Origin of the sequence: Glycomyces arizonensis DSM 44726 (assembly GCF_000482705.1) — a bacterium.
Classification (GTDB): Bacteria; Actinomycetota; Actinomycetes; order Mycobacteriales; family Micromonosporaceae; genus Glycomyces; species Glycomyces arizonensis.
The window spans coordinates 398,222-424,215 of sequence record NZ_AXWO01000001.1 but is presented as its reverse complement, the minus strand read 5'-3'; the positions used below and the strand labels follow the sequence as shown (position 1 = coordinate 424,215).

The window sequence follows — 25,994 nt, the reverse complement described above, 5'->3', positions numbered from 1 at the left end:
GGCCGCGAACACCGCCCTCCCCGCTCACCGCCCGGACCGCCGATGAGACGCATCCGTGGATCGGACTGGTGGATCGAGCTGGGCCTGGTGCCGCTCGCGCTCGCGTCGGTGTTCTGGGCGCTCTGGCACAGCGCGTTCCTGGCCGCGTCGGGAGGCGATTACGGCGTGGGCGCACTCGTGCTGAGCGTGTTCTGGCTCCTCGTCCTCTTCGTAATCGACATTCAGCGCTTCCGGCACCGCGCCGCGATCCTGCTGGCGGTGGCTCCCGCGCTGGCGGTCGTCATCGCGTGGTCCGCCGTCGCCGACACGGCCATGGCCTACCGCGGTGTCGTCGAGGAGTGCCCCGTCTCCGGCTCGTCCACGTACGAGGTCCACCCCGCGCGCGGCGCGGCCTATTGGGAGACGAAGTACACCCTCGCCTGCGAGCAGCGCGAGGTCGAGGTGGCGTTCGCCGCCTCCGCGCCCGAGGCGACGAGCGAGGAGGACGACTACGGATTCGGCGACGATTTCGGCGGCGGCGACGACTACGGATTCGACGACGATTTCGGCGGCGGCGACGATTTCGGCGACGACTTCGACAGCATGTGGGACGACGAGCCGAAGTCGATCGAAGTCGAGTACGACCCTCGCGGCCTGGTCGGCCCCAACACCGACCACTTCGTGACCGAGAGCGACCAGAACCCCGTCGGACTGCTCTGGTTCGCGGGCGTCGTCGCCGCAGCCGGGATCGGTGCTCGCCTTGTCGCCGCCCGCTCCCGGGCGGAGTAGACGCGCTGCGGCGGCTCGCGCAGCGCGTCAGGCGGCCCGCCCGCAAGCGAAGTCGTTCCGCGGCGAGCGGTGCCGCGGCCTCACACGCCGGGATCGCGGTTCCACGTCCAGGCGTACTCCGTGTCCTCGCAGTCCAGGGCCGCCTCGCACAGTTCGAGCGGGCGGAACGTGTCGACCATGACCGCCAGTTCGTCGAAGTAGTCCGCGCCGATCGACCGCTCCGGGGCGCCCGGCTGCGGGCCGTGGGTGAAACCCGACGGGTGCAGCGAGATCGAGCCCTGCTCGATCCCCGAGCCGCGCCTGGCCTCGTAATTCCCGCCGCAGTAGAACATGACCTCGTCCGAGTCCACGTTGTGGTGGTTGTACGGCACGGGGATCGCGTCCGGGTGGTAATCGACCTTGCGGGGGACGAAGTTGCAGATCACGAAGTTCGAGCCCTGGAAGACCTGGTGGGCCGGCGGCGGCTGGTGGATGCGCCCGGTGATCGGCTCGAAGTCGTGGATCGAGAACACCCACGGGTACAGGCATCCGTCCCAGCCGACCACGTCGAACGGGTGGTGCGCGTACGTGAACCTCGTCCAGATCGTCGACGAGCCCCGGCCGCGGTGCTGGACGTAGACGTCCACGTCCTCGCCGTCCACGAGCAGGGGCTCATCAGGGCTGCGCAGGTCCCGTTCGCAGTACGGCGAGTGCTCCAGGAACTGGCCGCGCACCGAGAGGTAGCGCTTCGGCGGGGTGATGTGCCCGGTCGACTCGACCACGAGGGTGCGCAGCGGCTCGTCGCCGGTGGGCACGATCCGGTAGATCGTCGACATCGGCATGATCAGGTAGTCGCCCTGCGCGATGTCGATCGCGCCGAACGAGGTCTCGACGCGCGCCGCGCCGTCCTCGACGTAGAGGCACTCGTCGCCGATCGCGTTGCGGTACAGCGGGGACGGCTCCGTGGCGACCGAATAGGAGATGCGGCAGTCGGCGTTCGAGAGCAGATGGTCGCGGCCGAGGACGGCGTCGCCCGCGCCGTCGAGCTTGTGCGTGCGCATGTGGCGCGGCTTGAGCGGGTGGTTCGGCACCGGCTCGGCCCTCTCGGGCCGGTGCTCGGTGCTGGAGCTGATCGCGGTGGGCCGGTACTTGTGGTACAGCAGCGAGGAGTCCGAGGAGAAGCCCTCCTGACCCATGAGCTCCTCGGAGTACAGGCTCCCGTCGCTTTGACGGAACTGCGTGTGTCGTTTGTCGGGGATCTGCCCGACCGAACGGTAGAACGGCACGACGACTCCTTTGTCGGTGCGCGGGCTCCTGACCGGACGCACGGCTCGCAAGCGTCGCCGCTCTGCCAATTTACGGCTCGCAAGCTTCGCCGTGGTGCCAATTCACGGCTCGCAAGCTTCGCCGTGGTGCCAATTCACAGCTCGCAAGCGTCGCCGCTGTGCTCATCCACGGCTCGCAAGCTTCGCCGTGGTGGTCACGAGCCCGCTACGGGTGGCTATGCCCACGACAATAACGCCCCGGACCGGTTGGCGGCCCGCAAGTTCGGCCGAGACCGCGTTGCTTGTCGACATCGCGGTCCCGCCGCCGTACCCTCAGGGCATGTCCGATGCCATCCCTGCGGTGCTGCAGAACCTCATCGATGACGCGGCGGTCTTCCCGCCCGGGAACGCGGCGCTCGAGGACGCCGTCCCGGCGCACCGGGGCCACCGGCAGTCCTGGTACGAGCCGATGGTGGGCCCGCTCCTGGTGCCGGCCAGCAGGCTGGGGGAGCTGCGGCCCGGCCGCACCGAGCTGCGGATCGGCGTCATCGTCGACGTCGAACCGGAACAGGTAGCCGAGCTCGTGGACGCGCTCGACGGCTCGGTGACCGTGGCGCAGTACGAGTCGCGCGCCGCGCTGCACCACCTCGTCGGCGCCGCGAAGGAATGGGAGGCGCCGGTCTTCGCCGAGCTGCCGTTCGGCGAGGACGGCCTGGACGCGGTCGTCGGCACCGGCCTCGTCCCGAAGTTCCGCACCGGCGGGCCGAGCGCGGAGTTCTTCCCGCCGCCGGAGGTCCTGGCCGCCGTGATGGTCGGCTGTGCGCGGCGCGGTCTGCGGTTCAAGCTCACCGCCGGGCTGCACCGGGCGGTCCGCCACCGCGACGCCGAGACCGGGTTCGTCCACCACGGCTTCCTCAACGTGCTCGCCGCCTCGGCCGAGGCCTCGGGTGGCGCGGACGAGGCAGCGGTGGCCGCGATCCTGGCCTCGACGGACGCCGAGGAACTCGCGGACCGCGTCCGCGCGATCGCCGACCGGCCCAGACTGCTGTGGAGCGGCTTCGGCTCGTGCAGCATCATGGAGCCGCTCGAAGACCTGATGGCATTGTCACTGCTGCGGAGAGGCGGAGCTGAATCGTGAGCTGGGTCGAAGGCGCCGACGGGAGCCCGTACGGCATCAACCACCTCCCGTACGGGATCTTCTCCACCGCGGAGGATCCGACGCCGCGCGTCGGCGTCCGCATCGCCGACCGGGTGCTCGATCTGCGCAAGCTTGCGACCGGCACGTTCTTCCTGCCGTGGATCCGCCCGGCGTTCCAGGAGCACTCGCTGAACGCGTTCATGGCGATGGGGCGGCCCGCGTGGCGCCTGGTGCGCCTCCAGCTGACCGAGCTGCTCAGCGACGCCCGCTACCGCGAGCAGTCCGCGACGCTGTTCACGCCAGTCCACAAGACCCGGATGCACCTGCCGTTCGACGTGGCCGACTATGTGGACTTCTACGCCTCGGAGCACCACGCCGCCAACCTCGGTCGGCTCTTCCGGCCGGACGGCGATGCGCTGCTGCCGAACTGGAAGCGCCTGCCGGTGGGATACCACGGCCGCGCCGGGACCGTCGTCGCCTCCGGCACGCCGATCGTGCGGCCCAGCGGCCAGCGCAAGGGAACCGGCGGCGACATCGAGTTCGGGCCGAGCCTGCGGCTCGACATCGAAGCCGAGGTCGGCTTCGTCGTCGGCGCGCCCACGCAGCTGGGCTCGCCGGTGGCCGCGGACGACTTCGCCGAGCACGTCTTCGGGGTGGTCCTGGTCAACGACTGGTCGGCCCGGGACATCCAGGCGTGGGAGTACCAGCCGCTCGGGCCGTTCCTGGGCAAGTCGTTCGCGACCTCGATCGGCCAGTGGGTGACGCCGCTGGAGGCGCTGGAGGCGGCGAAGACGGCCGCGCCCGAGCAGGACCCGGCGCCGCTGGCGTACCTCAAGGAGTCCGACCGCTTCGGCTACGACCTGTCGCTCGCGGTGTCCTGGAACGGCGTCGAAGTCTCGCGGCCGCCGTTCGCGCAGCTGTACTGGACGCCCGCGCAGCAGTTGGCGCACATGACCGTGAACGGCGCGAGCCTGCGCACCGGTGACCTGTTCGCCTCCGGGACGGTCTCCGGCCCCGGCCAGGACCAGCGCGGCAGCTTCATCGAGCTGACGTGGGGCGGCTCCGAACCGGTCCGTCTCGGCGACGGCGCCGAGCGGACCTTCCTGGAGGACGGCGACACCGTGACGATCACCGCCACCGCTCCCGGTCCGGACGGCGAGACCATCGGCCTGGGCGAAGTCACGGGAACCATCGTCGGTGCCGCCCACTGAGCATCGTTCTTATAGCCTATAACTTTATGGAAGCTATAGGCTATAACTTATTCCTCCCGTGTAAGAGCGGCCGTGGTTCCATGACGTCGCGCCCGCTCCCGCCCACTTGCTCTTCGCGCGGAAAAGTGGCCACTACGCAGGTTATAACTTATATGATCTAAAGACGATATAGGGTATAAGTTATAACCTGTTTATGACAGTGTCGACGCTCAGAGACTTTATAGCCTATAAGATATAGGTCTTATGGGTGCGGCCTGTGGTTGGCGGCCTCGGTTACCAGCGGAAGGGTCCGGTGGGGGATCTGCTCGGCCAGGGCTATCACCGTTGAGGCTCGCAGCACGCCCTCGCAGGCCAGCACGCGGTCGATCACGCCTTGGAGGCCGGCGTTGGTGCGGGCGACGATGCGGCACAGCATGTCGCCGGTTCCCGTGACGGTGTGGGCCTCGAGCACTTCGGGCACGCGCGCGAGGTTCCGCGCCACGGAGTCGTGGCCGACGGCCTGACGCAGCTCCAAGGTTACGAATGCCATCACGGGGTAGCCGAGCGATGCGGGGTCCACGTGGGGCCCGTAGCCGCGGATGACGCCGCGCGCGGCGAGCTTGTCCATGCGCGCCTGCACGGTCCCGCGCGCCACGCCGAGGCGCCGGGAGCATTCGAGGACGCCGATGCGCGGCTCGTCCTCCAGCAGGGCGATGAGCCGGGCGTCGAGTGCGTCGATCGATGATTCGGTGGTCATACTGTCCAGTCTATGGCCCGAACAACAGGGCCATATGTACAAGATGACCACCGTTTTCCCGGCGACTTGCCCAAAGGCGGGGCACCGGTGATGATCGAGGCCACAGCACCGGTTCAGTGAGATCCGCGAGCCGCGAGCGCGTTCAGAGACTTGAGGAGACGGCCATGGTCGACATCGCAGGCAACACCCGAACCCACGACTCCGCAAGCGTCGCCGAGGATGACGCCCGACTGGTGGGTGCCGTCGAGCACGACATCAACGCCGACGACTTCCCCATCAAGGGCTGGGACCACGTCAGGTTCTACGTGGGCAACGCCAAGCAGGCCGCCCACTACTACTCCACCGCGTTCGGCATGACCTGCACTGCCTACCGCGGCCCCGAGCAGGGCTTCCGCGAGCACGCCGAGTACGTGCTCCGCTCGGGCGGCGCCACGTTCGTGCTAGTCGGGGGCGTCACCGCCGATTCGGCCGCCACCAAGCACTACGCCGCCCACGGCGACGGCGTCATCGAAGTCGCCCTCGAAGTGCCCGATGTGGACAAGAATTATCGGTACGCCGTGGAGCAGGGCGCCGTCGCCCTCGAAGAGCCGCACGACCTCGCCGACGAGCACGGCACCGTCCGCGTCGCCGCCATCGGCACCTACGGCGAGACCCGCAACGTCCTCATCGACCGCTCGGGCTACACCGGGCCGTTCCTGCCCGGCTTCGTCGCCCGCGAACCCATTGTGGACCGTTCGTCCGCCGTGGCCGCCGGCCTTGAGCCCAAGCGCTTCTTCCAGGCGATCGACCACATCGTCGGCAACGTCGAACTCGGCCGCATGCGCGAATGGGTCGAGTACTACGAGAAGGTCATGGGCTTCTCCAACATCGTCGAGTTCGTCGAGGACGCCATCGCCACCGAGTACTCGGCACTGATGAGCAAGGTCGTCGCCAACGGCACCCGCAAGGTCAAGTTCCCGATCAACGAGCCCGCGCCGGGCAAGAAGAAGTCCCAGATCGACGAGTACCTGGAGTTCTACGGCAGCCCCGGCGTCCAGCACATCGCCTTGGCCACCAACGACATCCTCGCCGCGGTCGACGCGATGCGCGCCAACGGTGTGGAGTTCCTCGAAGCGCCCGACGCCTATTACGACGACCCGGAGATGCGCGATCGCATCGGCGAGGTCCGCGTCCCGATCGAGGAGCTCAAGGAGCGCCGCGTCCTGGTCGACCGCGACGAGGACGGCTACATGCTCCAGATCTTCACCAAGCCGCAGCAGGACCGCCCGACGGTCTTCTACGAGATCATCGAGCGCCACGGTTCGCTCAGTTTCGGCAAGGGGAACTTCAAGGCGCTGTTCGAGGCGCTCGAGAAGGAGCAGGAGCGGCGCGGCAACCTCTGAGCCACGCCGCCGCCGTCCGGGCGCGGCCCTCCGCGCCCGGACGAGATCTCGTATCGGGCGAATCGGGGCCTACGGTCAGGCGGGGTCGTCCGCATCTGACTGCGGCCTTATTTCCTATAGATTATATCCTATAAGATTGATGGTCGCCTTGTTCACTCGACCACGTGTCGCCAAGCGGCGAACGGGAATTCTGCAAGACTGGCATCACCTCACAGCGAAGGCGGACCGGATGCGCGCACCACACGGCACCACCCTGCACTGCCGCGACTGGCAGGCCGAGGCGGCCTGGCGGATGCTCCAGAACAACCTCGACCCCGACGTGGCCGAGCGTCCCGAGGACCTCGTGGTCTACGGCGGCACCGGCAAGGCCGCCCGCAGCCGGGACGACCTGGAGGCGATCCTGCGGACGCTCCAGACGCTCGAAGCCGACGAGACGATGCTCGTCCAGTCGGGCCGCGCCGTCGGCGTCATGCGCACCCACGAGTGGGCGCCCAAGGTCCTGCTGGCGAACTCGAACCTCGTCGGCGACTGGGCCACCTGGCCCGAGTTCCGTCGCCTCGAAGCGCTCGGGCTGACCATGTTCGGGCAGATGACCGCCGGGTCGTGGATCTACATCGGCACCCAGGGCATCCTCCAGGGCACCTACGAGACGTTCGCGGCCATCGCCGCGAAGCGTTTCGGCGGCACGCTGAAGGGCACGCTGACCGTGACGGCCGGGTGCGGCGGCATGGGCGGGGCGCAGCCGCTGGCGGTCACCATGAACGACGGCGTGTGCCTCATCGTCGACGTCGACCCCGAAAGACTGCGCAGAAGAGTCGAGCAGCGCTACCTGGACACGGTCGCCGACGACCTCGACGACGCGCTCAAGCGGGCCCTGGCGGCCCGCAAGACCGGTGAGGCGACCTCGATCGGCCTGGTCGGCAACGCCGCCGCCGTCATCCCCGAGCTCCTCGCCCGCGGCGTCCCCGTCGACATCGTCACCGACCAGACCTCGGCCCACGACCCGCTCGCCTACGTCCCCGAAGGCGTCGACCACCGGGACGCTCCGGCGCTCGCCCGCGAGGACCCCGCCTCGTTCACCGAACGCGCCCGCGCCTCCATGGCGAAGCACGTCGAGGCGATGGTCGGCTTCCAGGACGCCGGCGCCGAGGTCTTCGACTACGGCAACTCGATCCGCGGCGAGGCCCTCGAAGGCGGCTTCGAGCGCGCCTTCGCGTTCCCCGGCTTCGTGCCCGCCTACATCCGGCCGCTGTTCTGCGAGGGCAAGGGCCCCTTCCGGTGGGCCGCGCTCTCGGGCGACCCGGCCGACATCGCCCGCACCGACGAGGCGATCCTCGACCTGTTCGGCGACAACGAGTCCCTGCATCGCTGGATCTCCCTGGCCCGCGAGCGCGTCGCCTTCCAGGGCCTGCCCGCCCGCATCTGCTGGCTCGGCCACGGCGAGCGCGACCGGGCCGGGGCCCGATTCAACGAGATGGTCGCCGACGGCACCCTCAAGGCCCCGATCGTCATCGGCCGCGACCACCTCGACTGCGGCTCGGTCGCCAGCCCGTACCGCGAGACCGAGGCCATGCTCGACGGCTCCGACGCCATCGCCGACTGGCCGCTGCTCAACGCCCTGGTCAACACCGCCTCGGGCGCCAGCTGGGTCTCGATCCACCACGGCGGCGGCGTCGGCATGGGACGATCCCTCCACGCCGGGCAGGTCACCGTCGCCGACGGCACCCGCCTCGCCGCCGAGAAGATCGAGCGGGTCCTGTCCAACGACCCCGCCATGGGCGTCATCCGCCACGTCGACGCCGGATACGACGCCGCCGAACGGGTAGCCGAGGACCACGGGATCAGGATCCCGACCAAGGAAGCGTGACGAAGCAGCAGAGGGAGAGCAGATGGACGCCGCCGAGTTCAGAGCGCTATGGGACGGGCTGTCGCCGATCGGGCGGTCCAAGCGCGGCTACGAGCGCTACTCGTGGACCGACGCCGACCAGCAATGCCGCAACTGGTTCCGCACCCAGGCCGACAAGCGCGGCATGGAGGTCGAGACGGGCAGGAGCGGCAACATCTTCGCCTGGTGGGGCTCGCTGAGCGACGGGGACGCCGTCCTGACCGGCAGCCACTTCGACTCGGTGCCGCACGGCGGCGCCTTCGACGGCCCGCTCGGCATCGTCTCGGCGTTCCTCGCGATCGACGTCCTGCGCCGGACCGGCGCAAAGCCCCGCAGGCCCATCGGCATCGTCGCCTTCACCGAAGAGGAGGGCGGCCGGTTCGGCGTGCCGTGCGTCGGCTCCCGCCTCATGACCGGCGCCCTCGACCCCGACGTGGCCCGGAACCTCACCGACCGCGATGGCATCACCCTCGCCGAGGCCATGGAGGCCTCGGCCGCCGACCCGAGCATCCTCGGCGTCGACCGCGACCGCCTCGCGAACCTCGGCGCGTTCGTCGAGCTCCACATCGAGCAGGGCCGCGCCCTCGACGCCGAGGACGCGCCCGTCGGCGTCGCGAGCGCGATCTGGCCGCACGGGCGCTGGCGCTTCACCTTCACCGGCGAGGCCAACCACGCCGGGACCACGGTCATGGCCGACCGCCACGACCCGATGCTGACGGCCGCGTTCATGGTCCTGGCCGCCCGCAAGGAGGCCCGCATCGTCGGCGGCATCGCCACCGTAGGGCGCCTCGATGCCGAGCCCGGAGCGGCCAACGTGATCCCCGGGACGGTCCGCGCCTGGCTCGACGCGCGCGCCCCCGACGAGGCCGTCCTGGGCCAGATCGTCGACGGCATCGAGTCCAAAGTGGTGGACCGGGCCGAGCGGGACCGCACCCGCGTCGCCATCGAGGCCGAGTCCGAGACGCCCCTGGTCGAGTTCGACGCCGGGCTCCGCGACCGGATCGCCGAGCTGCTGGGCGGCGTCCCGATCCTGCCCACCGGCGCCGGACACGACGCGGCCGTCCTCGCCCAGCACGTGCCCACCGCGATGCTGTTCGTCCGCAACCGCACCGGCGTCTCCCACGCCCCCGGCGAGAAGGCCGACTACGAGGACTGCGCCGCGGGCGCCGACGCCCTCGCGGCAGTGCTGCGGGAGCTGGCGTGCTGACCTACTGGGCCGAACGGGCCTGGCTGGAGGCGGGCGTCGCCGAAGGCGTCGCGATCGAGACCGCCGAAGGCCGCATCACCTCGGTCGTGGCCGGCGTCGAGCCCGCCGGAGCCGAGGTCCTGCGCGGCCTCGTCATGCCCGGCCTGGCCAACGCCCACTCGCACGCGTTCCACCGGGCCCTGCGCGGCCGCACCCACGGCGAAGGCGGCACCTTCTGGACGTGGAGAGACCAGATGTACGCCCTTGCCGAGCGCATCGACCCCGACGCGTACTTCCGTCTCGCCAGGGCCGTCTACGCCGAGATGGCCCTCGCGGGGATCACGTGCGTGGGGGAGTTCCACTACCTGCACCACGCCCCCGGCGGCCGCCCCTACACCGACCCGAACGCGATGGGCCAGGCCCTCATCGCCGCCGCGGCCGACGCCGGGATCCGCATCACCCTCCTCGACGCGCTCTACCTCGCCGGCGGGTTCGGCGAGCCCCTCGACGGCGTCCAGCGCCGCTTCGGCGACGGCGGACTCGAATCGTGGATGAACCGCGTCGACAAGCTCGAAGCGGCCCCCCACGCCCTCGTCGGCACCGCCGTCCACTCGGTCAGGGCCGTTCCCGAGACGGCGATCGAGGCGTTCGCCTGCTCCACAGAGGGCCGCCCCGTCCACGTCCACGTCTCCGAGCAGCGCGCCGAGAACGAGGCCTGCCGCGCCGAGCACGGGTGCAGCCCCACCGAACTGCTCGAGCGGTGCGGGCTGCTCGGCCCCGACCTGACCGCCGTCCACGCCACCCACCCGGCGGGCGGCGACCTCGAACTGCTGCGCCGCTCGGGCGCCACCGTGTGCCTGTGCCCCACCACCGAACGGGACCTCGCCGACGGCATCGGCCCGGCCCGCGCCATGGCCGAGGCGGGCATACCGCTGTCGCTGGGCACCGACTCGGGCGCCGTCATCGACATGTTCGAGGAGGCCCGCGCCCTCGAGATGCACGAGCGCCTCGTCTCCGAGCGGCGCGGCCACTTCGCGCCCGGCGAGCTGCTGGGCGCCGCCACCCGCCACGACAGCCTCGGCTGGGGTGACGCGGGGGCCATCGCCCCCGGGCGCCGCGCCGACCTGGTGGCCGTCGATCTGGACTCGCCGCGCACCGCCGGGATCGCGCCCGAAGGGATCCTCTACGCCGCCACCGCGGCCGATGTCACCGACGTCGTGGTCGACGGGCGCCGCGTCGTCGCGGACGGGCGCCACACCGCGGTCGACGCCGCGGCCGAACTCGCCGAGTCGATAGGGGAGCTGTGGCGATGAGCCTCCTGGTCGACAACATCGGCGAGCTGTTCACCGCCGACGACGAGCACCGTGTTCGCAGCGGTGCCGCCCTCGTCGCCGACGGCGGCACCGTCGCCTGGATCGGCCCGGCCGCCGAGGCGCCCGAGGCCGACGAACGGCTCGACGCCCGCGGCGGCGCCGTCATCCCCGGCTTCGTCGACAGCCACGCCCACCTCGTCTTCGCCGGGGACCGCACCGCCGAGTTCGCCGCCCGCATGAGCGGCGAGCCCTACACCGGCGGCGGCATCCGCACCACGGTCACCGCCACCCGAGCCGCGAGCGACGACGAACTGCGCGCCACCTGCGCCCGCCTCACCGCCGAGATGCTCCGCCAGGGCACCACCGCCGTGGAGATCAAATCCGGCTACGGCCTCACTGTCGCGGACGAGGAGCGGCAGCTGCGCATCGCCGGGGAGTTCACCGCCGAGACCACCTTCCTCGGCGCCCACACCGTCCCGGCCGACACCGATCCCGACGAGTACGTCGACCTCGTGTGCGGCGAGATGCTCACCGCCTGCGCCCCGCACGCCAAGTGGGTCGACGTGTTCTGCGAGCGCGGCGCCTTCGACGGCGACCAGGCCCGCCGGGTCCTCATGGCGGGCATCGAGGCGGGGCTCGCCCCCCGCGTCCACGCGAACCAGCTCACCGCCGGGCCCGGCGTGCGGCTCGCCGTCGAACTCGGCGCCGCCTCGGCCGACCACTGCACGCACCTGACCGACGCCGACGTCGACGCGCTCGCCTCGGGCGCCACGGTCGCCACGCTCCTGCCGGGCGCGGAGTTCTCCACACGTTCGCCGTACCCGGACGCGCGCAGGCTCATCGACGCGGGCGCTGCCGTCGCCCTCGCCACCGACTGCAACCCCGGCTCGTCCTTCACCAGCAGCATGGCCTTCTGCGTCGCGCTGGCCGTCCGCGAGATGGGCATGAGCCCCACCGAAGCCGTCGCCGCCGCCACCGCGGGCGGCGCGAAGGCACTGCGCCGAAGCGACATCGGCCGCCTCACTGTCGGCGCCCGGGCCGACCTGGCCGTGCTCGACGCGCCCAGCCACGTGCACCTGGCCTACCGGCCGGGCACGCCGCTCGTCAGCGCCGTCGTACGCGGCGGCATCGTATTCGACAGCACTGCCGCGCACACCCGTCTCCGACCACCCGAACCGGAGTGAACACCGTGCCGAGGAGCCGCCGAATGAACACCGTCCACATCAAGCAGCACGGCGTGAGCGCCGCCGACGTCATCGCCGTGGCCCGCCGCAGTGCCAGTGTCGTCATCGACCCGGGCGCCGTGGCGGCGATGGAGCGCAGCCGCGCCGTCGTCGACGGCATCGAGCGCGAGGGCCGCCCCGTCTACGGCGTCTCCACCGGCTTCGGCGCCCTGGCGGGCACGTTCATCGAGCCCGAGCGCCGGGCCGAACTCCAGCACGCGCTCATCCGCTCGCACGCCGCGGGCGTCGGCGAACCGATGCCGAAGGAAGTGGTGCGCGCGATGATGCTGCTGCGGCTGCGCTCCCTGGCGATGGGCCATTCGGGCGTCCGCCCCGAGACGGCGGCGGCGATAGGGGCCCTGCTGAACGCCGACGTCACCCCGTGGGTGCCGAAGTTCGGCTCGCTCGGCGCCTCCGGCGACCTCGCGCCGCTGGCGCACTGCGCGCTCGTGATGCTCGGCGAGGGCTGGGTCCTCGGCGACGACGGCGCCCGCGTCGACGCCCCGAGCGCCCTGGACGCGGCCGGATTGGCACCGGTCACGCTGTCGTCCAAGGAGGGCCTGTCGCTCATCAACGGCACCGACGGGATGCTCGGCATGCTGATCCTGGCCGGGGCCGACGCCGCGCACCTGCTCGCCATGGCCGACGTGTGCGCCGCGCTGTCGATCGAGGCGATGCTGGGCTCCGACCGGCCGTTCATGCCCGAGCTCCACGAGATCCGCCCGCAGCCTGGCCAGGCGGCGAGCGCGGCCAACATCCACATGCTGCTGCAGGACTCCGAGATCATGGACTCCCACCGCGACAATCTGACGCACGCGGTGCAGGACGCCTATTCGATGCGCTGCGCCCCGCAGGTCGCCGGGGCCGCCAGGGACGTGCTCGCCTACGCCGCGGCCGCCGCCGACCGCGAACTGCGCTCCGTGGTGGACAACCCGGTGGTGCTGAGCGACGGCCGCGTCGAGTCCACCGGGAACTTCCACGGCGCGCCGCTGGGGTACGCGGCCGACTTCCTGGCGATAGCCGCGGCCGACGTCGGCTCGATCGCCGAGCGCCGCGTGGACCGGCTGCTCGACGTCACGCGCTCGCGGGGCCTCCCGGCGTTCCTCAGCCCCGACCCGGGGGTGAACTCGGGGCTCATGATCGCCCAGTACACGGCGGCGGGGATCGTCGCGGAGAACCGGCGCCTCGCGCAGCCCGCCTCGGTCGACTCGGTGCCGACCTCCGGCATGCAGGAGGACCACGTCTCGATGGGCTGGTCGGCGGGCTGCAAACTGCGCGAGGTCCTCGACAATCTCGGCAGTCTGCTGGCGGTGGAGCTCTTGAGCGCCGTGCGCGCGCTCCAGTTGCGCGAGCCGATGCGGCCCTCCCCGGCCGCGCGTGCCGCGATCGCCGCGGTCGAGCGGATCGCGGACAAGCCCGGCCCCGACCAGTTCATGGCCCCGGTCATCGAGCAGGTCAAGGATCTGGTCACCGGACCGCACCTCAAAGCCGACATCGAAGCGGCCGTCGGCCCGCTCCGCTTATCCGCCGGGGCACCGGGTGTCGCCGCCGCTGCGTTCGATGCACACGTTCGAGTGCGACGGCTCCGAATCGACCGGCGTGGGCGCCGTCGCCGATGCATACACCGAGTACATGAGCGCGAGGATCCCCAGCACGATGGCGATGAGCACATAGGCCCAGCCGGTGTTGCGCATGCGCAGGACGAAGGCCACGATCGCGATGACCACGGGGCCGACCAGGAACGCGGTGACGGTCAGCTGCTCCAACTGGTCCTGGCGCGCCAGTTCTTCGTCGCTGCACGGCAGTGCCAGGCCGCACAGGCCCGCACTGACCGCCGACATGAACAGGATCCCGACGGTGAGCAGCCACAGGAAGGTCACGGCGGCGATCGCGAAGGCACACGTCAGAGCGCTGTCGTATCGGACCCGGTCGAACCGCTGCGGGCGGCTCGGCGTCCGTTCATCGGGCGGGGGAGGGGGAGGCGCATCCATGCATCCAGTGTGGTGACTCTGTCAATTCGCGAAGCGGGCGAAGCGGACACGTTTTGTAGCGGTCGGACAACGGCTCGGCCCCTGCGGGTGCTCGTCCCCGCGGAAAACTGTGGATTCCTCTAAGCGGGCCGGGTCCTGGAGCAGTTTGGCAATGGCGCTCGCATATTATAGCGCATACGCTATAATCGCTTCGTGAACAGACTTTCGTCGACGGTGGTCGAGCGCTTGCGGGCGGCTCGGATCGAGTTGAGGCTGTCGCAGGCCGACATCGCCGAGAGGATCGGTACGACCCAGTCCGCCATCGCCCGCCTCGAATCCGGTCGCTCCGATCCGCGGCTCAGCACGCTGGAGCGGTACGCCCGAGCCGTCGGCGTCGAGCCGACATTCGCTGCCGGGCGCCCGGCAGCGCCGTCGCTGGAGCGAACGGCCGACGAAGTCCGGGCCTCGCTGAAGGCGGGGGATGCCAGTGAGGCGCTCCGCCACGTCATTCAGTTCCTCGACGACATCGACGGTGCCGACCGGGCCGTAGTGCGACGGGCCGTGCGCGTCGAGCCCGACGGCACCGGAGACGAGCGCTGGGACGCGCTCTTGGCCGGGATAGCCGAGTATGTCAGCCGCCGTGCGGGCCTTTCCGTTCCTGGGTGGGCAAGCGCGCCGGGCCGGTTTCTTCGGCGGTTCTGGTTCGTGATCGAAGAACTGATGGGCAGGCCGATGCCCGGACTCGCCGCGCTGTCCGCCGGATCCGCTCAGCAGGAACTGGCCAGCCGCGGCGTGTTCCTCGACCATGCGTCGCTGGAGAGCGTATGAGCCTGCTCGACCGAGACGCCATCCTGGAGTTGCTGACGGATCTAGGGGTGACGCTCGCCGAGGCCGATGAGCGGGCGGAGCTCTTCCTCGTCGGCGGGGCGGTGATGGCCTTGGCCTACAACACCAGGCGCGCCACCCGCGATCTCGATGCGGTCTTCGAGCCGAAGCAGGTCGTCTACGAGGCGGCCAGGGAAGTCGGGGAGCGCCATGGCCTTCGCGATGACTGGCTCAATGACGCGGTGAAAGGCTTCCTTCCCGGCATGGACGCGAACGCGACGGTTCTGTTCGACGCGCCCGGGATCGCGGTGCGAGTGGCCTCACCTCGATACCTGTTCGCCATGAAGGCGATCGCCGCCAGGGTTGAGCGGGACGCCGAAGATCTTCTGACGCTGTACCGCCTATGCGGATTCGCCTCCGTCGATGAGGCCCTCGCCTGTGTCGTGGAGACCTATCCGCCGCATCTGCTCCCACCTAAGACCGAGTTTCTGGTGCGGGAGCTCCTTGGCTGAGGGAGTCCGAATCCAGGTCGGCCTCGCGCGGCAGCTCGCGGCGGAGGTCGGTGGTGTCGGGGAAGTCGTCGATGCAGGGCGGTTCGCGAAGCAATGTCTTGAAGGACGGCGTTTCGTCGCGTGACATAGCCGCTTCCCCGGTCAGAGGCCGGAGAGCTTCTGGCCGGCGCGGATGACGGCCATGCCGAGGCGGTCGCCGGGGCGGCGGCCGAGGCGCTCCAAGGGACCCGAGACCGAGATCGCGGCCACCACGCGGCCGGTCTTGTCCCGCACGGGCGCCGAGACGCTGACCACGCCCGCCTCGCGCTCGGCCACCGACTGGGCGAAGCCCCGGCGGCGCACCTCGGCGAGGGTCTTGGACGAGAAGCGGCACTTCGGCAGCAGCGGCAGGATGCCCTCCGGCGGCTCCCAGGCGAGGAGCACCTGCGCGCCCGAACCGGCCGTCATCGGCAGCGTCGCGCCCACCGGGACGGTGTCCCGCAGTCCGGAGGCCCGCTCGGCGGCGGCCACGCAGATGCGCTCGTCGGCGCGGCGGCGGTACAGCTGCGTCGACTCCCCGGTCTGGTCCCGCAGGAGGTTCAGGACCGGCTCGGCGGCGCTGAGGAGGACGTCGGCGGTGGACCCGGCGAGCTCGCCGAGCTTGGGGCCGGGCCGCCAGCGCCCTTCGTGGTCGCGCTGGAGCATCTCGTGGGCTTCGAGGGCCTGCGCGAGGCGGTGGGCCGTGGCCCTGGGCAGTCCCGTCTCGTGCACGAGTTCAGCCAGGCTGGCGCCGTTGGTGCAAGCAGTGAGGATGAGCACCGCCTTGTCGAGGACGCCCACTCCGCTGATAGTATTCGTTCTCACGAGCTGAACATTACCTCCCATTATTCGAGAAGTCCAACGACTGGGATAGAAGATGTCACGTACACCACAAGGAACCGAGGCGACGCGGCCGCGAACCTTGGCCGAGAAGGTCTGGGACGACCACGTAGTGCGATCCGACGGCGAACAGCCCGATCTGCTCTACATCGACCTGCACCTGCTCCACGAGGTCACCAGCCCGCAGGCGTTCGACGGCCTGCGCCAGGCCGGGCGCAAGGTGCGCCGCACCGACCTCACCCTCGCCACCGAGGACCACAACACGCCCACCGACAACCTGTTCACCATCGCCGACCCGACCTCGCGCAAGCAGATCGAGACGCTGCGGGCGAACTGCGAGGAGTTCGGGGTGCGGATCCACTCCCTGGGCGACGCCGAGCAGGGCGTGGTCCACGTGGTGGGCCCGCAGCTGGGACTCACCCAGCCGGGCATGACCGTCGTCTGCGGTGACTCCCACACCTCCACGCACGGCGCGTTCGGCTCGATCGCGTTCGGCATCGGCACCAGCGAGGTCGAGCACGTGCTCGCCACCCAGACGCTGCCGCAGTCCAAGCCGAAGACCATGGCCGTCACCGTCAACGGCTCGCTGCCCGAAGGCGTCAGCGCCAAGGACCTCATCCTGAAGGTCATCTCGATCACCGGCACCGGCGGCGGCAAGGGCCACATCGTCGAATACCGCGGCCAGGCCGTCGAGGAGCTCTCCATGGAGGGCCGCATGACGGTGTGCAACATGTCCATCGAGTGGGGCGCCAAGGCGGGCATGATCGCCCCCGACGAGAAGACCTTCGCCTACGTCAAGGGCCGCGACCACGCGCCCACCGGCGAGGACTGGGACGCCGCCGTCGCGTACTGGCGCGGCCTCAAGACCGACGAGGGCGCCGTCTTCGACCGCGAGATCGTCATCGACGCGGCCGAACTGAGCCCGTTCGTCACCTGGGGCACCAACCCCGGCCAGGGCGTCGAGCTCTCCGGCGCCGTGCCGGACCCGGCCGCCTACGAGGACCCGATCGAGCGCTCGACCGCCGAGAACGCCCTGGCCTACATGGGCCTGGAGGCGGGCACGCCGATGCGCGAGGTCGGCGTCGACGTCGTCTTCCTCGGCTCGTGCACCAACGGCCGCATCGAGGACCTCCGGGCCGCCGCCGAGGTCATCAAGGGCCGCAAGGTCGCCGACGGCGTCAACATGATGGTCGTGCCCGGCTCGGCCCGCGTGCGGGAGCAGGCCATGGCCGAAGGGCTCGACAAGGTCTTCACCGAGGCCGGCGCCGACTGGCGCTTCGCGGGCTGCTCGATGTGCCTGGGCATGAACCCGGACCAGCTGACGCCCGGCCAGCGGGCCGCCTCGACCTCGAACCGCAACTTCGAGGGCCGCCAGGGCAAGGGCGGGCGCACGCACCTCGTGAGCCCGGCCGTCGCCGCCGCCACCGCCGTCGCCGGGCGCCTCGCCGGCCCGGCCGACCTGTGAGAGAGGACAGGGACATGGAGAAAGTCACGACGCACACCGGCACCGCGCTCCCGCTGCGGCGCTCGAACGTCGACACCGACCAGATCATCCCCGCCGTCTACCTCAAGCGGGTCACCAAGACCGGCTTCGAGGACGGCCTGTTCGCCGAGTGGCGCGACGACCCGAAGTTCGTCCTGAACCAGGACGACTTCCGCGACGCCACCATCCTGATCGCCGGAACCGAGTTCGGCACCGGATCCTCGCGCGAGCACGCGGTCTGGGCGCTGAAGGACTACGGGTTCAAGGCCGTCGTCGCCCCCCGATTCGGTGACATCTTCCGCGGCAACTCGCTCAAGAACGGTCTGTTGACTGTGGAACTGCCGAGCGAGGCGGTCGAGGAGCTGTGGGGGGCCGTCGAGGCCGACCCGACCGTGGAGGTCACGGTCGACCTGGTCGAGAAGGAAGTCCGCGCGCAGGGCCGCAGCTGGGCCTTCGAGTTCGACGACTTCGCCCGCTGGCGCCTGATGGAGGGCCTCGACGACGTCGCCCTGACCCTCCGCGACGAGGCCCGGATCGCGGCCTTCGAATCGAATCGGGACGCTTGGCGGCCTAGGACTCTGCCCAGTGCCGCCTAGCGGCGGGCGCCGATAATCGCATTGTTCACGTCTGGAGCCGGTGGGACGCCCACCGGCTCCAGACGTGTTTCGGCCCGTCCCAACGGGGTTGTGAGCGTCGATTTCGGGCGTCCAAATAAAAAAGCCCTGCGACACAAGGGGTTTTTTCCCCGAAACAGTTGCGTTCGCTTTCGAAACGTCATACCGTGCGCTTAACGGCTGGTTTAGCTAGACAACCTTATCGGGAGGGAAGGACTCGTGAACAAGGCAGAGTTCGTAGACCGGATAGCCGCTCGCACCGGTGACCGTCAGGCCGCGAAGGAAGTCGTGGATGTGGCGATCGACGAGATTCAGCGGGCTGTGGTGAAAGGAGAGAAGGTCTCCTTCGCCGGATTCGGCGTCTTCGAGAAGCGCCAGCGGGCCGCGCGCATGGCGCGCAACCCGCGCACCGGTGAAGCGGTGAAGGTCAAGAAGACGGTAATCCCGGCGTTCCGGCCCGGTACTGGTTTCAAAGAACTGGTGACGGGAAAGCGGAAGATGTCGAGGGCGTCCACCGCGAAGAAGAGCGCCTCGTCCGCCACGAAGTCGACGGCGAAGAAGACCGCCAAGAAGGCGGCCAAGAAGACCACGCGGGCCGCCAGTTCCGGCACCCGCTCCGTCGCCACGGGCAGGGTCGGGGGCGCCAAACGGGCCGCCGCCAAGAAGACCGCCGCACCCAAGAAGGCCACGCGCAAGGCGGCCACGAAGACCACCGCGAAGAAGACCGCGGCGAAGAAGACGTCGGGGCGCGGCACCGCCGCCAAGCGCAGCGGGCGCCGCTGAAGATCTACGGCCCGGTGGCATTCCGGGTCTCCGCGGCGCATCAACATTGCACTCGCACGGGGACAGAGGGCATTCAGGATCCACCTGAATGCCCTCGGCTATGCCCGCGTCCTCGTACCGTCGGATAGGCCGACACTACGCGTAATCGGGCGCTTCCCCCGAGCAGTTCCGCGCAGAAGTCGTTCACGAACTTCCCCTCTGGATCGGTGCGGTCCCGCAGTTTTTCGAAGTCCCCCATTCGGGGATATTGCGAGCGGATTTCGGGAATGGGAATCGTGAACAATTTCCCCCAATGGGGCCGCGGAGCGAACGGAGCGAGCACTTCCTCCACCACTCCCATGACGGGCCGAACCGAGGCATAGTCGCGCACCCACGTGAAGTGGAGGCCCACAGTGTCCCGTCCATAGGCCGGCGAAAGCCACAGATCATCGGCCGCCATCGTGCGCACCTCACTGATCTGCACCACCGGCGCCAGCCGCTCCGAGACCGCCCGCAGCGCCTCCAGCGCCGCCGGGGCGTCGGCCCGGTCCACCAGGTACTCCGACTGGAGTTCCTCGCCCGCGCTGGGTGTGAACTCGGGCCGGAAGTGCGGCAGCCGCTCGTGCGCCGGACCGGTCCGCCCCTGCTGCTCGGTGCACGCCGCCGGATCGACGCCCGGAATCGGGTGGCGCGGCCCGTCGGCCAGCGGCGCGCCGAACCGCTGCGAGGCCGGGAACGGCTGCGTCTGGTCGGCCACGCGCTGCTTGGTCCAGAACTGGAACGACGGATCGGCGCCCCACGGCGTGAACATGCTCGTGCTGTACGCCGAGGAGGTCAGCTCGTCGAAATGGGCCACCGCCGCGTCGAACGACAGGCCGTCGTAGACGTACTGGCGCATCTCGAACGCCGGCAGCAGGTCCAGCGTCACGGCCGTGATCACCCCCAAGGCCCCCAGATGGACCACGGCGCCCGCGAAATCGGGCTCGCCGCGCCTGAGGGTGCGGACCTCGCCGTCGGCGCCGATGAACTCCAAGGCCGCCACGGCGGTCGCGAGGTTGCCGCTGCCGTCGCCCGAGCCGTGCGTGCCGGTGGCGATCGACCCGGCCACCGAGATGTGGGGGAGCGAGGCGAAGTTGTGCAGCGCGAACCCGGCCTCGTGGACGGCCCGGCCCAGGGCCGCGTACGTGATCCACCCCGAGGCCCGCACCTCGCGCGCCTCGGCGTCGATCGTCACCTCCGGCTCGATCCCGCTGAGCGAGAGCAGGACGGCGGAGGAGTCCGCGATGGCGTTGAAGGAGTGGCCCGAGCCGAGCACCCGCAGCCGCGGCGCCGCGGCCACGATCTCGCGGGCGGCCTCGATGCTCGAGGCCGGTTCGAAGCGTTCGGGGGCGAACGCGACGTTGCCCGCCCAGTTGGTGAGCGGCGCGTCCCCCGGACCCCCGGGGGCGCTCGATCCCGTCGGCGACGCTGGCGAGCCGTAACCTGGCACGATGTCCTCCTTATGCTGACTGGCGGAGGCAACGGTACCGCGGCGCCCGCCCGCTACCGGTTCCAAGGGATCGGCGGTCGCGGAGCCGCAGTTCCGGACTGTCGGATATCAGCAGCCGCGCCATTCCCGGTTTCGTCCCTGGATTCCGATAATGCTGGAAACATCGTCGGTGCGGAGATTCCGCCGCACACCGATGAATCAAGGAGCGAAACATGAGAAGCACAAGGCTGTTCGGTTCGGTCGCGGCCCTCGGCGGCGCCTTGGCGCTGACGTTCGCCGCCGCCTCGCCGGCCTCGGCCGAGACCGTCGAGGAGCAGATGCGCCCCCAGGGCTCGGTCTCGCCCTCCGACGTCGATGTCGACCAGGACGCCGACGACACCGAGCAGACGACCTGCGCGGTCTACACCGACCGCACGGAGGTGCGCGTCAGGGTGGAGCCGACGACCGACAGCGAGTACTTCGACTACCTTGAGCCGGGCGAGTACTACGAGGCGTCCTGCGACTCGACGCCCGGCGGGGAGTACGGGGACCCGTGCGGCGAGGGCTTCCACTGGGTGGAGGTCTACATCGGCGACACCGTCGGATACGCGGCGCTCATGTGCCTCGACGGCTGGGTCCAGGTCGACGTCTGAGCGCGGACGCCGGACCAGGTGCGAAAGGCGGCCGCTGAGCGGCCGCCTCTTTTCGTGATCCTCGAACAGATTCTTATATCGTATAAGCTATAAGCTGCGATCTTAACCTATATCTTATATTCTATAATCTATAGCCGTTCGACGCCTATGAGGCGCTGCCCCGACAGCGACAGGACCCACCCCTCGCCCGCGCGCGTGGAGACGTCGGCGACCGCCAGCTCGTCCTCGTCGGCCAGGATCGCCACCGTGTCGCTGACGACCTCCGGTCCGGCGCACACGATCGCGCACCCGCCCGGCCCCGCCAGTTCCCGCAGTCGCATCCCCGAACGAGCCGGGTTGCGCTCGTGCGCATCGGCGTCGAACGCCGAGTCGCCGCCCAATTCGCATCCCACCGCCGCCGCCACCGGCTCAAGCGTCTGCACGCTCGCCCTGCCGGTCGCGCTCAGCGCCCGCTCGGGCTGGTACAGCGCCGCCAAGGCCGCCAGGCGCACCGCCTGCTCGCGGCCGACCGAGCTGAGCGGCCGCGTCACGTCCGGACCGTCGAAGCCGCCCTCGAGTTCGGCGGGGGCCACCAGGAGCACAGTGGCGGTGACCGGCGGCAGTGCCGAGAACGCCTTGAGCGCCTGCTGGTCGCGCGGCCTGGAGAGCCGATCGCGCGCCTCGGCCAGGGAGAGCCAGCGCCGCTCGCCGATCTCCTCGTCGGCCACGAAGCCCGCGTCGGGCTTCTCGGTGCGCATCGACCAGAAGTCGACGGTCTTGTACACGTCCCCGGCCGGGTTGGGCAGCACGTACGCGGCCCGGCACAGCCACATCTGCGGGATGACCGGCACGCCGGTCTCCTCCTCGACCTCGCGGCACGCGGCCGTCAAGGGGTGCTCCCCGTCGTCGAGCTTGCCCTTGGGCAGCGACCAGTTGCCGACCTTGGGCCGCCACACGGCGACCACTTCCATGCGCCCGCCCTCGACCGTGCGCCACAGCACGCCGCCGGCCGCCGCCACCCGCTTCCGTGTCCCGCTCACGCCTCATACCGTACTGGGATCGGACGAGGAAAGGGAACCCCTGACACTCCTACGCGCGCATGGTGGGAATGCGGATCGCGACCACCGATCCCGCTGTGTCGACATCGAGCTGGACGCGCTGACCCGGGCGCAGGAAGCGCAGCCCTGAGACGGCGAAGGCCGCCGCGCCGAATGCGACGCGGCGGCCCGCCTCAGCGGCACTGTCGAGGACGACCTCGCCGGAGCCGTCCTCATTGAAGCGTGCGACGGTACCCTGCAAGTGGGGCTACCTGCGGAGCTGCTTGCGGTCGGAGCCGCCGATGGCGTTCTTGGCCTTCCAGCCGAGGAACACCAGGCCGCCGACGACGCCGACGATGAGGGCGATCTTGATGAGGGCCCCGATGGCTCCGAAGATCCATCCGATCACGGTGGCGACGAGCCAGATCGCGACGATCGCGCCGCCGAACAGGGCAACGAGCCATCCGAGGAGACGCCAGTTCATGTTCATTCACTCCGGTCGGGTTCGAGGACATTGCCGCCACAACGTGTCGGCAGGATCGATGTCATTGTGACTCTATGATGACATCATTCGATTATCGGCGCAAGGCGCCATACGGATATGGCACACCGCACCGGGCGCGCACCGCCCCGTACCGGCGGCATCACGTCACGTGTCGGCAGGTGGCGGACCCTGAGGCAGACCCCACGGCCCGCTTCCCGTCTCCCTCCCCGGGCGGGAAGGGCTATAGAGTGCTCACACACAGACGATCCCACAAGTCGCGCCGACAGTGGGCACACAGGCCGCCCCTCCGGGCGGAGCCCGCGAGCCACGAGCCGGCGCCGCGGTATCCGCGGGCCGCGCGTCGGCATCATCCAGAAGGAGCAATCAGGTGACCAAGGAGACGGCCGAGGCGCACTACGCCTGGCGCCGGCCCGGAGGCGACCGGCTCAGCGGCATCGTCCACGCCGCGGGCGGCATCGTCAAAGGCGGCCTGGTGCTCCTCACCAAGCGCAAGTGGGCCGGCATGCACCACATCCCCCTGACCGGCCCGGTCATCCTCGTGTGGAACCACTACTCCGACTTCGATCCGCTCCCGGTCGCCCACTTCGTCTACAACTCCGGACGCCACCCCCGCTTCCTGCTCAAGCACTCCCTCGTCAAGATCCCCGTCCTCGGCCCCGTCATCAAGGCCACCGAGCAGATCCCGGTCTACCGCGGACGCAGCGACGCCGCCGACTCTCTGCGCAAAGCCATCGAGGTCCTCACCGCGGGCGGCTCGGTCGTCATCTCGCCCGAAGGCACCGTCACCAAGGAGCCGGACCGCTGGCCGATGCGCGGCAAGACCGGCGTCGCCCGCCTCGCCCTCACCACCGGCGCCCCCGTCATCCCCATCGCCCAATGGGGATCGCTGGCGATCCACGACCGCCACCGCAAGCCCAAGTTCAAGCTCGGCCGCCGCAAACTCGTCACCGTCGTCGCCGGGCCCCCCGTCGACCTCTCCGAATGGGAAGGCGCCGAGCCGACCCGCGAGCGCCTCACCGCCGCCACGGACAAGATCATGGAGGCGCTGCGCGAGGGCGTCGCCGAGCTTCGCGGCGAACAGCCCCCGCCGCTGTTCGACCTCCGCGAATATAAGAAGCATCAGCGCGAAGAAAGCGAGCCGACCGAGTGAGAGCAGCCGTCATGGGAGCCGGATCGTGGGGAACCGTGTTCGCCAAGATCCTCGCCGACGCGGGCACGCCTGTCACACTCTGGGCCCGGCGACCGGACGTCGCCGACGCGGTCAACCGCCAGCGCCGCAACCCCGACTACTTCCCGGACGTCACTCTCCCGGGCGGCGTCTCGGCCACCGGCGACCCGGCCGAGGCCCTGCGCGGCGCCGCGATCGTCGTGCTCGCCGTCCCCAGCCAGACCCTCCGCGAGAACCTCGCCGCCTGGTCGGCCCACCTCCACCCCGACGCGACCCTGCTCAGCCTGATGAAGGGCATCGAACTGGGCACCACCGCGCGCATGACCGAAGTCGTCGCCGAGGTGACCGGCGCCGACGAGAAGCACGTCGCGGTCCTGTCCGGCCCCAACCTCGCGCGCGAGATCGCCGAGGAGCAGCCGACTGCCTCCGTCGTCGCCTGCGCCGACCACGACCGCGCCGTCGCCGTCCAGCGCGCGGTCACCACCGCCTACTTCCGCCCCTACACCAACACCGACGTGGTCGGCTGCGAGCTCGGCGGGGCGACCAAGAACGTCATCGCGCTCGCCTACGGCATGGCCGCCGGGATGGGCCTGGGCGACAACACCAAGGCCACGCTCATCACCCGCGGCCTCGCCGAGACCACGCGCCTGGGCATCCGCCTCGGCGCCGACCCGGCGACCTTCGCCGGGCTCGCCGGGCTCGGCGACCTCGTCGCCACCTGCTCCTCCCCGCTGTCGCGCAACCACACCTTCGGCGAGCAGCTCGGCCTCGGCGCCACCTTGGACGAGGCCGCCCGCATCACCAGGCAGACCGCCGAAGGCGTCAAGAGCTGCCGGTCGATCACCGACCTGGCCCGCAAGGTCGGCGTCGAGATGCCCATCTGCGACGCGGTCGAACGCGTCTGCCACGAGGGACTCGACCCCAGGGCCGCCGTCGCCGAGCTGATGGGCCGCGAGACCAAACCGGAAACCGACACTTTGAGGTCACACCATGACTAAGCCAACCGTCGCCGTGTTCTTCGGCGGCCGCAGCGTCGAACAGCCCGTCTCATGCGCCTCCGGCTCGGGAGTGGCCCAGGCGCTGCGAGAACGGGGCTACGACGTCACCGCCATCGGCATCACCCGCTCCGGCGAGTGGGTGCGGCTCCCGCGGGACGCCGCCTTCGCGATCGACGGCGCCGCGCCGCTGCCGGAGATCACCGCCGACTCGGGCAAGGCCGTCGCCGTCGAGCTCGGCCCCGGTGCCTCGCCCATGGCCGACATCGCCTTCCCGGTCCTCCACGGCCCCTACGGCGAGGACGGTACCCTCCAGGGACTGTTCGAGATGGCCGACCTGCCTTACGTCGGATCCGGGGTGCTGGCCAGCTCGGTGAGCATGGACAAGGAGTTCACCAAGCGCCTGCTCGACGCCGAGGGCGTCCCGCAGGGCAAATGGGCGGTCCTCAAGCCCGGCGAGGAACTCGACGCGCAGGCCGTCGTCGACGAGCTCGGCCTGCCCGTCTTCGTCAAGCCCGCCCGCGCCGGATCGAGCCTGGGCATCAGCAGGGCCAAGTCGGGCGCCGAGCTGGCCGAGGCCGTCGCCAAGGCCCGCGAGGTGGACGACAAGGTGGTCTTCGAGGCCGCGTTCATGGACGTCCGCGAGATCGAGATGGGCGTTCTGGCCACCCTCGACGGCGAGCTGGAGGTCACCTATCCGCTCGAGGTGCTCGCGATGGGCGAGGACGGCTGGTTCGACTTCGACGCGAAGTACCTCGACAACCCCGAGCCGTTCAACCTCAAGCCGGACTTCCCCGAGGGCGTCGCCGAGCAGGCGCAGGAGCTGGCCAGGAAGGTCTTCCGGCTCCTCGATTGCCGCGATCTGGCTCGCGTCGACTGCTTCCTGGCCCCGGACGGCACCGTCTACCTCAACGAGCTGAACACCATGCCCGGGCTCACCCCGATGAGCGGCGTCCCGCAGGCGTTCGCCGCCGCGGGGACCTCGTATGAGGAGCTGGTGGAGCGCCTGGTCACTCTCGCGGCGGCCCGCGCTGGCCGCGCCTGACCTGGCCGCGTACCCTGGTCCAGTGGTCGCATCG

General features: G+C 70.2%; 24 protein-coding genes and 1 pseudogene. 18 read left to right on the top strand and 7 right to left on the bottom strand.

Features of this window, described 5'->3' with window-relative positions; translation table 11 throughout:
- The first annotated feature begins 42 nt into the window (after positions 1 to 42).
- Positions 43 to 768, top strand: coding sequence for a hypothetical protein (locus H613_RS31595; RefSeq protein ID WP_026922466.1), 726 nt, complete (start codon positions 43 to 45; stop codon positions 766 to 768).
- An 80-nt stretch (positions 769 to 848) separates the two neighbouring features.
- Here the strand turns inward: H613_RS31595 and H613_RS0101925 are convergent, their stop codons facing one another.
- A complete protein-coding gene (locus tag H613_RS0101925) occupies positions 849 to 2,033 on the bottom strand; it encodes a homogentisate 1,2-dioxygenase (protein ID WP_026922465.1) in 1,185 nt (394 codons plus the stop codon).
- 319 nt (positions 2,034 to 2,352) lie between these two features.
- On the opposite strand from H613_RS0101925, the gene H613_RS0101920 reads away from it, so the two are divergent.
- Both H613_RS0101920 and fahA read left to right on the top strand, forming a co-directional pair.
- A complete protein-coding gene (locus H613_RS0101920; protein ID WP_026922464.1) occupies positions 2,353 to 3,150 on the top strand; it encodes a hypothetical protein in 798 nt (265 codons plus the stop codon).
- Complete coding sequence (gene fahA, locus H613_RS0101915; protein WP_026922463.1) at positions 3,147 to 4,361, top strand: fumarylacetoacetase; 1,215 nt, start codon at positions 3,147 to 3,149, stop codon at positions 4,359 to 4,361. Before H613_RS0101920 ends, fahA begins: the two co-directional genes overlap by 4 nt.
- A 241-nt stretch (positions 4,362 to 4,602) precedes the next feature.
- Here fahA and H613_RS0101910 read toward each other — a convergent pair whose 3' ends face one another.
- The gene (locus tag H613_RS0101910) at positions 4,603 to 5,097 is read right to left on the bottom strand and encodes an Lrp/AsnC family transcriptional regulator (RefSeq protein WP_026922462.1); all 495 of its coding nucleotides are present in this window, start codon (positions 5,095 to 5,097) and stop codon (positions 4,603 to 4,605) included.
- A 164-nt stretch (positions 5,098 to 5,261) separates the two neighbouring features.
- Between H613_RS0101910 and hppD the strand changes: the two genes are divergently transcribed.
- The 8 genes and pseudogenes from hppD (at position 5,262) to H613_RS0101870 (ending at position 15,393) form a co-directional block, all read left to right on the top strand.
- Positions 5,262 to 6,479: a 4-hydroxyphenylpyruvate dioxygenase gene (gene hppD, locus H613_RS0101905; protein ID WP_084546223.1), complete on the top strand. Its 1,218-nt coding sequence runs from the start codon at positions 5,262 to 5,264 to the stop codon at positions 6,477 to 6,479.
- Positions 6,480 to 6,708: 229 nt separating this feature from the next.
- Positions 6,709 to 8,346: a urocanate hydratase gene (gene hutU, locus H613_RS0101900; protein WP_026922460.1), complete on the top strand. Its 1,638-nt coding sequence runs from the start codon at positions 6,709 to 6,711 to the stop codon at positions 8,344 to 8,346.
- A 22-nt stretch (positions 8,347 to 8,368) separates the two neighbouring features.
- Positions 8,369 to 9,571, top strand: a complete 1,203-nt coding sequence (locus H613_RS0101895) for an allantoate amidohydrolase (RefSeq protein WP_026922459.1) — start codon at positions 8,369 to 8,371, stop codon at positions 9,569 to 9,571.
- Entirely contained in the window at positions 9,565 to 10,863 is a 1,299-nt protein-coding gene (locus H613_RS0101890) for a formimidoylglutamate deiminase (protein WP_026922458.1), read from the top strand. Before H613_RS0101895 ends, H613_RS0101890 begins: the two co-directional genes overlap by 7 nt.
- Positions 10,860 to 12,047, top strand: coding sequence for an imidazolonepropionase (gene hutI / locus H613_RS23840; protein WP_051392855.1), 1,188 nt, complete (start codon positions 10,860 to 10,862; stop codon positions 12,045 to 12,047). The genes H613_RS0101890 and hutI overlap by 4 nt, the downstream gene beginning before the upstream one ends.
- Before the next feature lie 23 nt (positions 12,048 to 12,070).
- Positions 12,071 to 13,603, top strand: a pseudogene (hutH, locus tag H613_RS23835) (histidine ammonia-lyase); the annotation flags it as partial.
- 666 nt (positions 13,604 to 14,269) lie between these two features.
- Positions 14,270 to 14,884 (top strand): helix-turn-helix domain-containing protein, encoded by a 615-nt coding sequence (locus H613_RS29735; RefSeq protein ID WP_211234659.1) that lies wholly within the window; start codon positions 14,270 to 14,272, stop codon positions 14,882 to 14,884.
- Positions 14,881 to 15,393 carry a DUF6036 family nucleotidyltransferase gene (locus H613_RS0101870; protein ID WP_026922457.1) on the top strand — a complete coding sequence of 171 codons (513 nt, stop codon included), beginning with the start codon at positions 14,881 to 14,883 and terminating at the stop codon, positions 15,391 to 15,393. The genes H613_RS29735 and H613_RS0101870 overlap by 4 nt, the downstream gene beginning before the upstream one ends.
- 141 nt (positions 15,394 to 15,534) lie before the next feature.
- Here the strand turns inward: H613_RS0101870 and H613_RS0101865 are convergent, their stop codons facing one another.
- A complete protein-coding gene (locus H613_RS0101865) occupies positions 15,535 to 16,221 on the bottom strand; it encodes an IclR family transcriptional regulator domain-containing protein (RefSeq protein WP_026922456.1) in 687 nt (228 codons plus the stop codon).
- A 67-nt stretch (positions 16,222 to 16,288) separates the two neighbouring features.
- On the opposite strand from H613_RS0101865, the gene leuC reads away from it, so the two are divergent.
- The 3 genes from leuC (at position 16,289) to H613_RS23825 (ending at position 19,131) form a co-directional block, all read left to right on the top strand.
- A complete protein-coding gene (gene leuC / locus H613_RS0101860) occupies positions 16,289 to 17,716 on the top strand; it encodes a 3-isopropylmalate dehydratase large subunit (protein ID WP_051392814.1) in 1,428 nt (475 codons plus the stop codon).
- A 14-nt stretch (positions 17,717 to 17,730) separates the two neighbouring features.
- Positions 17,731 to 18,330 carry a 3-isopropylmalate dehydratase small subunit gene (leuD, locus tag H613_RS0101855; RefSeq protein WP_026922454.1) on the top strand — a complete coding sequence of 200 codons (600 nt, stop codon included), beginning with the start codon at positions 17,731 to 17,733 and terminating at the stop codon, positions 18,328 to 18,330.
- A 237-nt stretch (positions 18,331 to 18,567) separates the two neighbouring features.
- The gene (locus tag H613_RS23825; RefSeq protein WP_084546219.1) at positions 18,568 to 19,131 is read left to right on the top strand and encodes an HU family DNA-binding protein; all 564 of its coding nucleotides are present in this window, start codon (positions 18,568 to 18,570) and stop codon (positions 19,129 to 19,131) included.
- A 73-nt stretch (positions 19,132 to 19,204) separates the two neighbouring features.
- On the opposite strand, the gene H613_RS23820 is transcribed toward H613_RS23825, so the two are convergent.
- Positions 19,205 to 20,599 (bottom strand): D-arabinono-1,4-lactone oxidase, encoded by a 1,395-nt coding sequence (locus tag H613_RS23820; RefSeq protein WP_084546218.1) that lies wholly within the window; start codon positions 20,597 to 20,599, stop codon positions 19,205 to 19,207.
- A gap of 212 nt (positions 20,600 to 20,811) precedes the next feature.
- Between H613_RS23820 and H613_RS0101840 the strand changes: the two genes are divergently transcribed.
- Positions 20,812 to 21,231: a hypothetical protein gene (locus tag H613_RS0101840; protein WP_026922453.1), complete on the top strand. Its 420-nt coding sequence runs from the start codon at positions 20,812 to 20,814 to the stop codon at positions 21,229 to 21,231.
- Between the two features lie 128 nt (positions 21,232 to 21,359).
- On the opposite strand, the gene H613_RS0101835 is transcribed toward H613_RS0101840, so the two are convergent.
- The 3 genes from H613_RS0101835 to H613_RS23815 are packed head-to-tail and all read right to left on the bottom strand — an operon-like array spanning position 21,360 to position 22,731.
- On the bottom strand, positions 21,360 to 22,250 hold the full coding sequence (locus H613_RS0101835; protein ID WP_026922452.1) for an NUDIX hydrolase: 891 nt from the start codon (positions 22,248 to 22,250) through the stop codon (positions 21,360 to 21,362).
- A 49-nt stretch (positions 22,251 to 22,299) separates the two neighbouring features.
- Entirely contained in the window at positions 22,300 to 22,509 is a 210-nt protein-coding gene (locus tag H613_RS0101830; protein WP_026922451.1) for a hypothetical protein, read from the bottom strand.
- Positions 22,510 to 22,515: 6 nt separating this feature from the next.
- The gene (locus tag H613_RS23815) at positions 22,516 to 22,731 is read right to left on the bottom strand and encodes a hypothetical protein (protein WP_211234658.1); all 216 of its coding nucleotides are present in this window, start codon (positions 22,729 to 22,731) and stop codon (positions 22,516 to 22,518) included.
- 388 nt (positions 22,732 to 23,119) lie between these two features.
- On the opposite strand from H613_RS23815, the gene H613_RS0101820 reads away from it, so the two are divergent.
- From H613_RS0101820 to H613_RS0101810, 3 genes are read left to right on the top strand one after another with little or no spacing between them, the layout of a single operon-like run.
- Positions 23,120 to 23,902 (top strand): lysophospholipid acyltransferase family protein, encoded by a 783-nt coding sequence (locus H613_RS0101820; protein WP_211234657.1) that lies wholly within the window; start codon positions 23,120 to 23,122, stop codon positions 23,900 to 23,902.
- Between the two features lie 11 nt (positions 23,903 to 23,913).
- Complete coding sequence (locus H613_RS0101815) at positions 23,914 to 24,918, top strand: NAD(P)H-dependent glycerol-3-phosphate dehydrogenase (RefSeq protein WP_026922449.1); 1,005 nt, start codon at positions 23,914 to 23,916, stop codon at positions 24,916 to 24,918.
- On the top strand, positions 24,911 to 25,960 hold the full coding sequence (locus H613_RS0101810) for a D-alanine--D-alanine ligase family protein (protein WP_026922448.1): 1,050 nt from the start codon (positions 24,911 to 24,913) through the stop codon (positions 25,958 to 25,960). The genes H613_RS0101815 and H613_RS0101810 overlap by 8 nt, the downstream gene beginning before the upstream one ends.
- Positions 25,961 to 25,994 lie beyond the last annotated feature (34 nt).